This is a genomic window from Kitasatospora sp. NPDC098652 (assembly GCF_044760155.1).
Taxonomy (GTDB): Bacteria; Actinomycetota; Actinomycetes; order Streptomycetales; family Streptomycetaceae; genus Kitasatospora.
This window is the reverse complement of sequence record NZ_JBIWAQ010000002.1, coordinates 308,812-320,466: the sequence shown is the minus strand read 5'-3', so window position 1 is coordinate 320,466 and position 11,655 is coordinate 308,812. Positions and strand designations below refer to the sequence as shown.

The following is an 11,655-nucleotide window of genomic DNA, read 5'->3' as shown; positions in this document are numbered from 1 at the left end:
CACGGACATGGACGGCATCGGGAGCCCCGGCGACCTCGACGCAGGCGCCACCCTCATTGCCGCTGTAGCTGCTCTTGAACCATTCCAGCTCGGTGCTCATCGTTCTCCCAGGATCTTCTCGATCAAGGCCAGGGTCTCCTCGGGGTCAAGAGCCTGCGCCCTGAGGATGTTGTAGCGGGCGTTCATGATTCGGACCTCGTCCGGATCGCTGATCAGCCTACTGCTCGTCTGTACCTCGATGTACGCGTGCTGAGGCCGTCCCTTCGGCGTGATCAAGATGAAGGGTCCGCCCATGCCGGCGTGTTCAGTTCTGTTCAGCGGGAGAACCTGAATAACCATCCCTCTCGTCCGTCCGACCTCCAGGAGGCGACGGAGTTGAGCCGCGTGCACGTCCCATCCGCCAAGGGGCCGTCGTAGCACGCTCTCGTCGATGACCCAGCTGAACATCCCCCGAGGCCAGCGGGTCAGTACCTCCTGGCGTGCCATTCGAGCTGCGACCCGCATCTCGATCACTTCTTCGGACAACGGCGGCTGCCTCATGGCGTACACGGCTCGTGCGTGGTCCTCGGTCTGGAGCAAGCCGGGGATGTCCAGGGTGGCTAGGTCGTGCATCTCGATCGAGTCGACCTCCAAGACTGCGTAGCCTCGGAACCAGGCGGGGTGCTTCACTCGCGCCTTGGCTCGGGCCTTCACTACGTCGTCCCCGGCAACGGCCAGCAAGCCGCCAGCATTGAGGACCCTGTCAACAGCGATCAGCAACTCGGGCTGTGGCGTGCGCACCCCCCGTTCGACCGATCGGATCAACTGCTCTCCGTAGCCCACGCTGTGAGCCAGCTCCTTCTGAGTCATCCCGGCTCGTTCCCGCAGGAGCTTGATCTGCTTGCCGATCGCTCGGAAGAAGTCCGAGGCTTCGGCGAGATCCTCCGGAAGCTCAGGCCGAATCTCGTCGCCCACGCCATCGTTGCGCGCCGCACTCACCGCGACCACCCCCAAACAAAAGCTGTCCGCACCTGTACAAGCACTCTCTGTGCTCGCCGGATCCATGGTCAGCGTACGTCCGCCCCGCCACGCTTTCTCCCATGACGACCGAAATCCCCCTCGACAGACCCCGCCGCCACACCACCGTGCACACCGCCACGCCCAAGGGTGCCGCGCTGTGTCGCCGCATCGCGAGGCGTCAACTCACCTGCTGGGGGCTGAACTCGACGCACACCGGCCCCTTCCACTCCGCGCTGCTGATCGTCGCGGAGCTGGCCACCAATGCCGTCCTGCACGGACGCGTTCCGGGGCGCGGGTTCGAGTTGCACCTCTCCCTCACCACCACCGCGCGCCGGGGCACCACCCTGCGCATCGAGATCAGCGACCCCAGGGGTGACAGGCCCCCCGTCCTGCCCACCGCCCCCACGCCGCACGCCCAGTCCGGCCGGGGCCTGCTCCTCATTGCCGCCCTCAGTGACCGCTGGGGCGCCATCCCCCGCCACCCCAACGCCAAGACCGTCTGGGCCGAACTCGACCTCACCGATGCCGATGCCACCCCCGATGCCACCTGAACCCCGCCATAGCCGCACGTCCGGCACCTCGCGCCCGTGAACCACGAGGAGTGGGAAGTCGATCCCGCCGACTTCCCACTCCTCCCGTGTGCCAGGGCTCCTACAGCGCGGCGCGGTACGCCTCCAAGCGCTCGGCCAGTTCCTTCGGGTGGCCGAGCATCGGCATGTGGTCACCGGGCAGCTCGTCCGGCTCGATGCCGAGCCGCTCGACCGTCACCCGCCGCATGAACTCCACCGGGAAGAAGCGGTCGCCGGCCGACAGCAGGGCCCTGGTCGGCACCTGCGGCCAGGCGTCCAGCGGCCACGGTTCGTTGAACGGCGCGGCTGCCTGGGTCCGCTGATGCTCCGCCATCAGCTCGGCCGCGAGGGTCGCCGGGGTGTCGTGCAGGTAGAGGGTGACCGGGTCCTCCTCGGTGCCCTCGGGAACGCCCCGTCGCCGGTCGGCCTCCTGTCGGGCCGCCCCGTACCCGGTGTTGTCCCACCACGCGCCAGGCGTCTCACCGGGGGCCGGGATCTGGGCCTGGAGCATGACCAGCAGATCCACCGGGACCCGCGCGCACACCAGCGGCCCGGTGAACCCGCCGAACGAGTGCGCCACGACGACGAGTTCGGTCCGGTCGCCGATCGCCCCGACCACCGCGTCCGCGTACTCGGCGAGCCCGGCGGACTCGTCCTCGCACGGCAGGTCCGGCGCGATCACCTCGTGGCCCCGGTCGCGCAACTCGGCGGCCAGTGGCCCCCAGTACCAGGAGTCCGCCGCCGCGCCGTGGATCAGTACGTACGTCGCCACCGTGCCCAACCTCCGTCATTCGTCGCTCCGGACATCGCCCGCCTCCGGCGGAACCTACTCCGGCGCTCCGACGACCGGCCCGCTCCGACGCGCGTCGCAACCGCCAAAGCCCGCCCGGCGGAGCACCCGGACTGTGCCGGAACGCGACAACTGCTGCCGGGGCGCACGGCCGGAGGGCTACTGCCACCGTAAGACCGGCCGACGGCCACAGTCCCGGCCATGCTGTCGGCCCCGCACGGCCGCAGGCCGATCGGGCTCGGTGCGGGCCGTCCTCCGACAGCCCGCGACGTTGGTGACAGCCATCGGGTTCCAGCACCCGTTCTCATCCGGGTGCTTGGTCACCCGGAACTTCACCACGCGATCCTGCCGTCGAGGATCTCGAAGGGCGGAGAGGCTGGTCAGCTGGCGATCTCGGTGTCCGGCCCCGGCATGACCAACCCGGTGTGCCCGTCGGGGTAGCGGACCAGGTAGGGAGGTGCGCCGTCCTCGCCGCGCACCTCGATGATCTACGCCGTGCCGTCTGCCTCCTTGTCCTGACCCAGGTCCACGATCGAGGGGATGAGGAACATCCGCGTCAGATCGTGCGCAGTCCGCCGGCGGCCATCGCCGCCAGGTAGATCGCGTCCTGGTGGTGTTCCATCCGCTCGACCAGGCCCTGCGGTCCCTGCTGCGACACCCACACTGCGCCTTCGTCCTTGCCTCCCCCCGCGGCGGCTCCGCGCTCCGTCCTCACAGGCCACCGCGCACACTCCTGGTCGGCGGGCCCGCTCAGCAAGTAGTCGGGTCGGCGTCCGGGGACGGGTCAACGGTCGGCATGCCCAACTTCCGTGGTGGTCCAGCGGCCAGTCTCGCCAGCACCAGCCGATCAGCAGGTCAGCGGCCTGCTCCCGGGCCTGCCGCAGCCGTGTGCGGCGCCACCTCACGGAAAGTGAGCCAGAACCCGTTCTGATGAACAGAGCCAGACCTGCCACTTCACATGGCACGGCTCGGTCGCAGCCCCGACCGTGACAGTTGTCGCCAGCAGGTGACAGCTGTCGCGTTCCGGCACACGGACCCGTCCGTCCGGTGCGCGGTCGATGTGACGAGGCGTCATGGAGGTCGATCGCCACCACGTGCCGGCGGCGCCTCAGGTCAGGGTGCCCAGGGCGTGGAGGCCGGTGCGGCTGCTGCGGTAGACGGTGGAACCGGCGGCGGCCAGCGAGACATGGGTGTACCCGGCGTCGGAGCGGAGGTTGTCCGGGGCGTCCTGCCAGCGCGGGCTGCCGGTGGCGAGGTCGAAGGCGAACAGCCGGTCGTCGTTGGTGCCGACGTACGCGGTGCCGTTCGCGGCGAGCATCGAGCTCTGCCCGCGGCCCAGGCCCAACGTCACGGTGGCCGTCCAGCGCGGCTCGCCGGTCTCCGTGTCCATCCCGACCAGCTGCGTCCCGCTGAGGAAGCAGACCGTTCCGTCCGCGGCCGACAGCGGGCGGTCGCTCGCGCCGCGCTGCATGCGCTGCCAGCGCACCCGGCCGGTGGCCGCCTCCAGGGAGCAGACCCACGTGGTGGTCGCGGTCCCGCCGGGGTACGTGAGCAGGACGGCGCCCCGGTGGACGACGGGGGTGCTGTTGACGCCGGGGACGGTCTCCTGCACCCAACGCTGCTCGCCGGTGCGCGCGTCGAAGGCGCGGGCCCCTGCCCCGCCGGTGTACACGGCGTCGCCGTCCGCGGCCAGGAAGCCCCCGGCGCCCGACGTCGTGCTCCAGCGCTCCGTGCCGGTGGCCGGGTCATAGGCGTGGAGCGCACCCCCGTGGACCGCGAACACGCCGCCGCCACCGGCGGCGAGCGGCTCCTGCCCGATGGGCAGCTCGGCCCACTCCGGCACCGGCACCTGCCAGCGGACCTCACCGGTGGCGGCGTCCAGCGCCCGCAGTCCGGTCGAGGCGGCCGTGTACACCGCGCCGTCGCCCATCGCGGACGGACGGCCGCCCATGCCGTCGGTCTCCGGGGTGGGCGAGTCGACCACCCGGCTCCAGCGGACGGCGCCGGTGCGCGGGTCGAGTGCGTGCAGCGTGCCGTCGTCCCCGGAGGCATAGAGGCCCTGCCGCGGGCCGTCGGCCAGCAGGACCCGCCCGGTCGCGGCGGTCGTGCTCCAGAGCCGGGGGCCGTGCTCGGCGTCCCGGCCCGCCCACCAGCGGGCCCCGCCCGCGACGGCCAGCGCGCCGATGCCGCCCGCGGCGCTCAACAGCAGCCGCCTGCGGTTGATCTGGTTGGCCTGGTTGGCGTGGTTGGCGTGGGGGTGGGCCGGCAGGTTCTGGGCTGCTGCTTCTGGAGTCACTCCGTACAGGACCTGGTACCCGGCCGGATGGTTCCCGCCGCCACCCCGTGGCCGCCCCGGGTGCGCCCCGGGGGCCGTCGCCGGGTGTGCGGAGCATCGCGGGAACCCGGTGGCGGTCGGTGCGGGAATCGGGAAGGCTCGGGCGCATGGTCTCGGTACTGCAGAACGTGGCGATCGACTGCGCCAACGCCTATGAGCTGGCCCGCTTCTGGAGCGAGGTGACGGGCCGACCGCTCGGCCCGGACGACAAGCCCGGGGACGAGGAGGTGGCGGTGATGCTCACGGAGGGGCCGGTGCTGTATTTCAGCCAGGTGCCCGAACCCAAGACGGTCAAGAACCGCCTCCACCTGTGCCTGCGCCCGGAGGGCCCGCGCGACCAGGAGGTGGCACGGCTGCTGGCACTCGGCGCCACCCTCGTCGCCGACCGCCGCGAGCCGGACGGTGCCGGGTGGGCGGTGCTCGCCGACCCCGAGGGCAACGAGTTCTGCGTGCTCCGCAGCGCGGCCGAGCGGGCCGCCATGGAGGCGGAGTCGGAGACGGAGGCGGAAGCCTGAGCCGCCGGGGCCGCCGGGGCCGCTGGGGCCGCCTGGGCCGCCGGGGCCCGTTGCTGGTCGGGGTCAGTAGATGTACGGCTCGCCGATGAGGGTCGCGCCGACCTGGGCCGCCAGCCACTCGGCGTGGATGTCGTCGCCCGCGTGGAGGTAGAGCACGTGGTGCGGCGTCCACGGGTGGTCGAGGTCCTCGGCCTCGTGATGGGCGTTGACCTGGAGGTGGGCGTGTCTCCGGGTCCACGACAGCCCGAGTGCGGGCACGGCCGGCCAGCAGAGGTCGTGCCAGTGGACCTGGAGGCGGTCGTGGACGCGCAGTGCCGCGTGGGTGGCAGCGCGGGCGTGCTGGGGGGTGGGAAGTTCGAGGTAGGCGCCGTAGTCGTCCTCGGGCGGTACGGGGGCGTCCTCCGGCGTCTCCGCGGCCTTCCGGATCCCCTCGTGGACGCGGGCCTCCGGGACGGCTTCCAGTAGTCGCTTGAGTGCCGTCCTGGTCGGGACCCTGGCCCAGAGCTCGGTTCCGTCGATCCGCTCGGATTCGGCGACGGCGCCGAGTGCGAGGAGCCGGTCGGCGAGGTCGAAGACGGCGTCGAGGTCGGGGGTCCGGAGCAGCGGGAAGACGAGGTTGTGCGACATGCCGCCCAGTCCTACCGGGCGCGATCGTGGATCACCAGCGGATATTTCGCGCCCGGACGACCTCCCGTCCGTCACTACGGCTGCAGTGCGTGCGACTACAGGTGCAGTGTCGCCAGTTCCTCGGCCGTCAGCACGAGCCCGGCCGCGGCGGCGGAGTCGCGGATGGAGGCGGGGCGGCGGGCGCCGGGGATCGGCAGGACGGCGGGGGACTGGGCGAGGTGCCAGGCCAGGCAGACCTGCTGGGGGCTGACGCCCCGGGCGCGGGCGAGGGTGTGGAACGGGGTGTCGGTCGCCGGTGCGGCGGCCCCTGGACCGTCGACGGCGCTGGCGGAGATGCCGCCGAGGGGGCTCCAGGGGAGGAAGGCCAGGCCGAGTTCGGTGCACAGGTCGAGGGTGTCGCGGGTGGCGGTGTACGCCGGGGAGAAACGGTTCTGCACGGAGACCAGGTGCGGGCCGAGGATCTCCCGGGCGGTGCGGATCTGCGCACAGTCCACGTTGGAGACGCCGACCAGCCGTACCGTCCCCGCGTCCACCAGCTCGCGCAGCGCACCGACCGACTCGGCGAAGGGCACCGCTGGGTCGGGCTTGTGCAGCTGGTAGAGGCCGATGGCCTCGACGCCCAGGCGCGCGGCCGAGGCCCGGGCGGCCCGGCGCAGGTGCCGCGGGTCGCCGTCGACCGTCCAACTGCCGTCGCCGGGGCGCCCCCGCCCGCCCTTGGTCGCCACCAGGACGTCGTCCGTGCCGCCGCCGTACGCGGCCAGGGCGCGGGCGACCAGGCGCTCGTTGTGGCCGACCTCGTCCGCGTGCCAGTGGTAGGAGTCGGCGGTGTCGATCAGCGTCACGCCCGCGTCCAGGGCGGCGTGCACGGTGGCGACGGCCTGCTCGTCGGCCGGGCGCCCCTCGACCGACAGCGGCATCGCGCCGAGGCCGATCGCGCCGACGCTGATGCCACCGATCCGGCGGGTGGCGGGAGTTGCGGGGATCGTGGTCATGCGCGGGCCTCCTTGACGGCCTGGGGCAGCCAGTCGGTGACGGGGGAGAAGCGGAAGCCCTGGTGGGCCGACCGGCCGGTGTCCATCGCGTAGCAGCGGTCGAAGGAGAACGGAGAGTGGTGCCCGCCCGCTTCGGCGACGGTCAACTCCGGCTCCACGCCGACCGCCTGGCCGACGACTGCGCACAACTCCCGTACGTCCAGGGCCTCCGGGGAGGCCGCGTTGACGGGACCGGTGAAGTCCGCCCGCGTGGCCCAGGCCAGGAAGCGGGCGATCTCCGGCGCGTGGACGAAGGACGCGCGCTGCGGCGACGGGTGCACGGCCACCGGCAGGCCGCGTCCGATCCGCTCCACGTAGTGCGCCAGCCGCCCGGTGAAGTCGGCGCCGCCGAGGACGTGCGCGGTGCGGACGGTAACCAGCTCGAAGGGGGCCAGCCGAGTGAGCAGAGCCTCGGCCTGGCGCTTGCCCTCGGCGTAGTGGCTCGCCAGGAACTCCGGCTCGGACCAGGGGAGTTGCAGGTCCACCCGCTCGGCCGACAGGTCGAGCGCCCACTCCGGCAGCGGTGCGCCGCCGGGGCGGCCGAGGTGGGCGTAGACCTCGACGGTGGAGGTGAGCAGGTAGCGCGGGGTGCGGTCGGCGAACACCCGCGCGGCGGCGGCCGCCTGGACGGGCGTGTAGCAGACCTGGTCCACCACGGCGTCGAAGCGCCGGTCGCCGAGCGCGGCGATCAGCGCGGCCTCGTCGTCGCGGTCGGCGCGCAGGTGGGTCACGCCGTGCGGGGCGGGAGCCGAGCCGCGATTGACCACCGTCACCGCCGCGCCCGCGTCGCGGAGCTCCTCGATCAACTGCCTCCCGAAGTACCGGCTCCCGCCGATCACGCACACGTCCACCGTCTCGATCCCCTCTGCCGGGCCCGGTTCGTACCGTGCCGTCCCCGTGCCGTCGCTGTGCCGTGCCGCCGCGCTCCTCCGCGGGCCGGCTCCGGTGGTCAGCCTGCCGCGAGCCGGACGACAGCAGTAGTGTCGAGCTGGAGCCCCCGTCATAAGGAGAACTGTTGATCGACGTCCAGCGGCTGGCCGTACTGCGCGAGGTCGCCCGCCGTGGCAGCTTCAACCAGGCGGCGCAGGCCCTGCACTGCACGCCCTCGGCCGTCTCCCAGCAGATCGCCGCACTGGAACGCGGCCTCGGCGCGCCCGTCGTGGAGCGCTCCACCCGGGGCGTCACCCTCACCGACGCGGGCCGCCTGCTGGTCGAGGCCGCCGACGCGATCGCCGCCGAACTCGCCGACACCCGGCAGCGGATCGACCGGCTGACCGCCGAACGGACCGCCCTGACCATCGCCACCTTCGCCAGCGGCGGCCGCCGCCTGCTGCCCGCGGCACTCGCCGCCTTCGCCGCCGACCACCCCGAGGTGGAACTCACCGTCCTGGAGGCCGAACCGGAGGAGAGCCTGCCCGCCGTCCGCGAAGGCCGGGCCGACCTCGCCCTCGCCTACCACCTCGACGGGCCGCCGCCCAGCCGCCCCGGCGACCGCTCCGGCCTGGACTGGACCCCGCTCGGCGCGGACCCGCTCCGGGTCGTCCTGCCCGTCCGGCACCCGGCCGCGATCCGCTACCGGGACCGGCCGGAACCGCCGCACCTGGCCGAACTCGCCGACCAGCGCTGGATCCTGGGCTGCCGCAAGTCCGCCGGTCAGCTCGCCCACCACGCCGCCCTGGCCGGCGTCGAGCTGCGGATCTCCTGCACCGCCACCGACTACGAGTTCGCCCAGTCCCTCGTCCGCGGCGGGATCGGCATCGCCCTCATCCCCGAGATCGGCCTCGCCCCGCACCCCGACCTGGTCGCCCTCCCCCTCGCCGAACCCGGCCCCCGTCGCCACCTCGGCCTCGTCCTCTCCCGCCGCCGCCGGGGCCACCCCGCCCGCCTGGCCGAGGACCTGGCCGCCCGCCTGGCCGGGGGCGGGGCGAGCGGTCCGTCGACCTGATGGAGTCGTTCCGGGAGACGTTGGCCGAACTCGGCGTCACCGAACCGGACGAGGCCCTGGCGGAGCGCTGTCCGTCCGCTGCACACCCGGCGAGCGGGATCACGGCGGGCGAGCTGACGCCCCGCCGGGTGGGGTGCCGGGCAGACCGGCCGCCGCTTGTAGGGGCTGACACAAGGCTCGGACGCGTCGGTAGGTGATCGCGCAGCAGGCCAGTTTGAGGAGGGCCTCGTGGATGGCGAACAGCTGCCTCGGCCGATGACGTGGCCGACCGGCCTTCCCGAGTTCCTTCGGCAGCCACTCCCATGGACCCCGGTGTGCAGCACGAACAGGATCCCCTGCACACAGCCCCGGTCGTCCAGCGGCGGGCGGCCGAGCTTGCGAAGCCGCTGCTGCCGCGCCCGCAGCAGCGGCTCGATCCGGCGCCCACAAGTCGTCCGACACCAACCACGGCGGTCCCTTCCCCACGACCTACTCGGCGACCAGACGGACGAACAGACATGGGCGTCACATAGTTCTGCTGGTGCCGCATCAGAGAACCTTTGCCCTGTTGAGAAGGAGATCAGGAATCGCGGGTGGTCTCTGCCTCGTTCGGGCCGACCACGTCCTCGGGTGCGTGCTGCTGGATCCCTGCGAGGAAGACGCGCAGGCCGTTGGAGAACCGCTCGCTGGGGTTGGTGGCGGCCAGTGTCTTCAGTCCCATTGCGAGCGGGTCGTTGGTGTCCAGCCCGGCGGCCGCCAGACGTGCCGACCAGTTGTCGCCGGTCGGCATGCGGGACTGGGCCTGTTCCTCGATGGTGTGGCCGAGGATGAAGTAGAACACCGCGAAGGTGTGCTCCCAGGCGCGATTCGGCGGGAATCCGGCCTCGGCGAGCACCTGCGCCGCGCGGCGGCTCGCGGCCATCGTGTGCGGTCCGGGGGCGAAGGTTCCGGAGACCACCCGGGCGCCGTCGCGGCGGCTCAGCAGCGCCGTGTGCAGACGTTCACCCAGAAGCTCCAGCTGATCGGGCCAGGACAGGTCGGATGGCAGCGGCGCGCCGACCCCTTCCAGCAGTTGGTCGGCCATCGCGTCCAGCAGTGCGTCCTTGTTGGGGAAGTGGCGGTAGAGCGCACCGGCTTGGACGTTGAGCGCGACGCCGAGCCTGCGCATGGTCAGGCCGTCGAGTCCCTCGGCATCGAGGAGGTCGAGGGCCCCGGTCACGACGTTGGGCCGGCGCAGCAGCATGCGCACGCTCCCTTCTTCTCATGGGCGGCCGCCGATGCCCGGTGGCCCGCCCTCGGCTTGACAGGGGTCCACTCTATCCCTAGCGTGAACAGCGTTCACCGTGAACGTCGTTCACTGTTAACGCTGTTCACTTCCCCTTGGTTCAGCTCCTTCAGGGAAGGTCGTCATGAGCAATCCGCCCGACAGCCGCACCCGATTGACCAACGGTCTCGCCGAAATGGCGAGTCCGCCGCTGACCGGCCTGGATCCCGAGTTGAAAGCCGCCGTCCCGGCGTTCCCCCGGGCCGATCTGAGCGATCCCGTTGCCGCGCGCAACAGCCTCGCCCAGCTGGCCGCCGCCGCGCCCGCCCCCGACACCACCGGCTTGGAGATCGAAGAGCGCACGGTGGACGCCGACCCGCAGGTGCCGGTGCGGATCTACCGCCCGCAAGAGGCCCACGGCGCGATCCTGTGGCTGCACGGCGGCGGATTCGTCATGGGAGATCTGGACACCGAGCACCCCTGGGCCGTCCGGGTCGCCCACGGATCCGGCGCCGTGGTGATCTCGGTGGGCTACCGCCGAGCCCCCGAGCACCCCTGTCCGGCCGCCCTGGACGACACCTACGCCGCGCTGGCCTGGGCGGCAGGCCACGCCTGCGAACTCGGCGTCGACCCGGCGCGGATCGCCATCGGCGGCCACGGCGCCGGCGCGACCCTCGCGGCCGCCGCCGCACTACGGGCACGCGACCGGCAGGGGCCCTCGATCCGCTTCCAGCTACTCAACCAGCCCGCGCTCGACGACCGTCAGCAGATGTGGTCGGCAAGGCACTTCACCGCCACTCCGTTCATGACACGGGAGAAGGTCTCCGCATCGTGGCGGCACTACCTGGGCCCGAGTCAGGACGCGGCCTCCGTCTCGCCGTACGCCGCCCCGGCACGGGCCACCGACCTGTCCGGTCTGCCGGCCGCCCACATCGCCACCGCGCAGTTCGACCCGAACCGCGACGAGGCCATCGCCTACGCGCTGCGGCTCCTGCAGGCCGGCGTACCCGTCGACCTGCACCAGTGGGCCGGCACCTTCCACGGGTCACAGGCGGCGGTATCCGCCGAAGTGTCCCGGCGGCAGATCGACGAGCTCGCCGCAGTCCTGCGCCGCGCCCTGGCCTGAACGAGACGGCCACAGACCAGGGACGAACGTCAACCGAGCGAAGGGAATACCGACATGACCATCACCACGATCGATCTCTTCGAGTCCTTTCTGCACTTTCGCCCCGACGGCCAGGTGCGCGCCGAGCAGCCGACCTTCGACCCCGAGCGGGATGGCTGGCAGGTGATGGCGTTCCACGTCGCCACCGACGCCGACCTCCACGCCGACCACTGGGAAATCCATCCCCACGCGGACGAGGTCGTCTCCTGCCTCACCGGCCGGATACGCCTCTGCTTCCGGCCCCTGCAGGCGGGCGGGGAGCAGGAGGAAGTCGAACTGGCGGCCGGAAAGGCGGTCATCGTGCCACGCGGGCGCTGGCACCGCATCGAACTGGACGCCCCGGGCGACATCCTGAGCGTCACCCTGCCGCAAGGCAGCCGTCTCGAGGAGCGGACCCACGCCTAGCGCCGTATCAGCAAGGTCTTGCCTTGTGATG

The 11,655-nt window shown here is 72.2% G+C and carries 14 protein-coding genes; 5 read left to right on the top strand and 9 right to left on the bottom strand.

Translation table 11 applies throughout. The annotated features are described in order from the left end of the window. Nucleotides 1–100: DUF397 domain-containing protein (locus ACIQWA_RS05540; protein WP_402479689.1), on the bottom strand; the 100-nt coding region annotated here is incomplete at its 3' end. After that, nucleotides 97–954 carry a Scr1 family TA system antitoxin-like transcriptional regulator gene (locus ACIQWA_RS05535; RefSeq protein WP_402478488.1) on the bottom strand — a complete coding sequence of 286 codons (858 nt, stop codon included), beginning with the start codon at nucleotides 952–954 and terminating at the stop codon, nucleotides 97–99. The genes ACIQWA_RS05540 and ACIQWA_RS05535, both read right to left, overlap by 4 nt. A gap of 125 nt (nucleotides 955–1,079) precedes the next feature. Here ACIQWA_RS05535 and ACIQWA_RS05530 point away from each other — a divergent pair, with 125 nt between their 5' ends. Beyond that, nucleotides 1,080–1,550, top strand: coding sequence for an ATP-binding protein (locus ACIQWA_RS05530; RefSeq protein WP_402478485.1), 471 nt, complete (start codon nucleotides 1,080–1,082; stop codon nucleotides 1,548–1,550). A gap of 100 nt (nucleotides 1,551–1,650) precedes the next feature. Here the strand turns inward: ACIQWA_RS05530 and ACIQWA_RS05525 are convergent, their stop codons facing one another. From ACIQWA_RS05525 to ACIQWA_RS05515, 3 genes are all read right to left on the bottom strand, one after another. After that, the gene (locus ACIQWA_RS05525; RefSeq protein WP_402478483.1) at nucleotides 1,651–2,340 is read right to left on the bottom strand and encodes an alpha/beta fold hydrolase; all 690 of its coding nucleotides are present in this window, start codon (nucleotides 2,338–2,340) and stop codon (nucleotides 1,651–1,653) included. Between the two features lie 398 nt (nucleotides 2,341–2,738). Further along, the gene (locus ACIQWA_RS05520) at nucleotides 2,739–2,837 is read right to left on the bottom strand and encodes a DUF1918 domain-containing protein (RefSeq protein WP_402478481.1); all 99 of its coding nucleotides are present in this window, start codon (nucleotides 2,835–2,837) and stop codon (nucleotides 2,739–2,741) included. Nucleotides 2,838–3,466: 629 nt separating this feature from the next. Next, nucleotides 3,467–4,654, bottom strand: a complete 1,188-nt coding sequence (locus tag ACIQWA_RS05515; protein ID WP_402478478.1) for a PQQ-binding-like beta-propeller repeat protein — start codon at nucleotides 4,652–4,654, stop codon at nucleotides 3,467–3,469. 146 nt (nucleotides 4,655–4,800) lie between these two features. Here ACIQWA_RS05515 and ACIQWA_RS05510 point away from each other — a divergent pair, with 146 nt between their 5' ends. Beyond that, complete coding sequence (locus ACIQWA_RS05510) at nucleotides 4,801–5,208, top strand: VOC family protein (RefSeq protein WP_402478476.1); 408 nt, start codon at nucleotides 4,801–4,803, stop codon at nucleotides 5,206–5,208. Nucleotides 5,209–5,271: 63 nt separating this feature from the next. On the opposite strand, the gene ACIQWA_RS05505 is transcribed toward ACIQWA_RS05510, so the two are convergent. From ACIQWA_RS05505 to ACIQWA_RS05495, 3 genes are all read right to left on the bottom strand, one after another. Beyond that, the gene (locus ACIQWA_RS05505; protein ID WP_402478473.1) at nucleotides 5,272–5,835 is read right to left on the bottom strand and encodes a hypothetical protein; all 564 of its coding nucleotides are present in this window, start codon (nucleotides 5,833–5,835) and stop codon (nucleotides 5,272–5,274) included. 95 nt (nucleotides 5,836–5,930) lie between these two features. Then, nucleotides 5,931–6,827: an aldo/keto reductase gene (locus ACIQWA_RS05500; RefSeq protein WP_402478472.1), complete on the bottom strand. Its 897-nt coding sequence runs from the start codon at nucleotides 6,825–6,827 to the stop codon at nucleotides 5,931–5,933. Beyond that, nucleotides 6,824–7,717, bottom strand: a complete 894-nt coding sequence (locus ACIQWA_RS05495) for an NAD-dependent epimerase/dehydratase family protein (RefSeq protein ID WP_402478469.1) — start codon at nucleotides 7,715–7,717, stop codon at nucleotides 6,824–6,826. The genes ACIQWA_RS05500 and ACIQWA_RS05495 overlap by 4 nt, the downstream gene beginning before the upstream one ends. A 164-nt stretch (nucleotides 7,718–7,881) precedes the next feature. Between ACIQWA_RS05495 and ACIQWA_RS05490 the strand changes: the two genes are divergently transcribed. Further along, nucleotides 7,882–8,811 carry a LysR family transcriptional regulator gene (locus ACIQWA_RS05490; RefSeq protein ID WP_402478466.1) on the top strand — a complete coding sequence of 310 codons (930 nt, stop codon included), beginning with the start codon at nucleotides 7,882–7,884 and terminating at the stop codon, nucleotides 8,809–8,811. Between the two features lie 559 nt (nucleotides 8,812–9,370). Here the strand turns inward: ACIQWA_RS05490 and ACIQWA_RS05485 are convergent. After that, nucleotides 9,371–10,033 (bottom strand): TetR/AcrR family transcriptional regulator C-terminal domain-containing protein, encoded by a 663-nt coding sequence (locus ACIQWA_RS05485; protein WP_402479687.1) that lies wholly within the window; start codon nucleotides 10,031–10,033, stop codon nucleotides 9,371–9,373. Nucleotides 10,034–10,274: 241 nt separating this feature from the next. Here ACIQWA_RS05485 and ACIQWA_RS05480 point away from each other — a divergent pair, with 241 nt between their 5' ends. Continuing rightward, on the top strand, nucleotides 10,275–11,180 hold the full coding sequence (locus ACIQWA_RS05480; RefSeq protein ID WP_402479684.1) for an alpha/beta hydrolase: 906 nt from the start codon (nucleotides 10,275–10,277) through the stop codon (nucleotides 11,178–11,180). Between the two features lie 54 nt (nucleotides 11,181–11,234). Further along, complete coding sequence (locus tag ACIQWA_RS05475; RefSeq protein ID WP_402478463.1) at nucleotides 11,235–11,624, top strand: cupin domain-containing protein; 390 nt, start codon at nucleotides 11,235–11,237, stop codon at nucleotides 11,622–11,624. The last annotated feature ends 31 nt before the right edge of the window (nucleotides 11,625–11,655 follow it).

Excerpts from the sequence above, each read along its gene's own strand:
- ACIQWA_RS05530 (WP_402478485.1), top strand. The coding sequence starts at position 1,080 with ATGACGACCGAAATCCCCCTCGACAGACCCCGCCGCCACACCACCGTG.
- ACIQWA_RS05510 (WP_402478476.1), top strand. The coding sequence starts at position 4,801 with ATGGTCTCGGTACTGCAGAACGTGGCGATCGACTGCGCCAACGCCTAT.
- ACIQWA_RS05505 (WP_402478473.1), bottom strand. The coding sequence starts at position 5,835 with ATGTCGCACAACCTCGTCTTCCCGCTGCTCCGGACCCCCGACCTCGAC.
- ACIQWA_RS05500 (WP_402478472.1), bottom strand. The coding sequence starts at position 6,827 with ATGACCACGATCCCCGCAACTCCCGCCACCCGCCGGATCGGTGGCATC.
- ACIQWA_RS05485 (WP_402479687.1), bottom strand. The coding sequence starts at position 10,033 with ATGCTGCTGCGCCGGCCCAACGTCGTGACCGGGGCCCTCGACCTCCTC.
- ACIQWA_RS05475 (WP_402478463.1), top strand. The coding sequence starts at position 11,235 with ATGACCATCACCACGATCGATCTCTTCGAGTCCTTTCTGCACTTTCGC.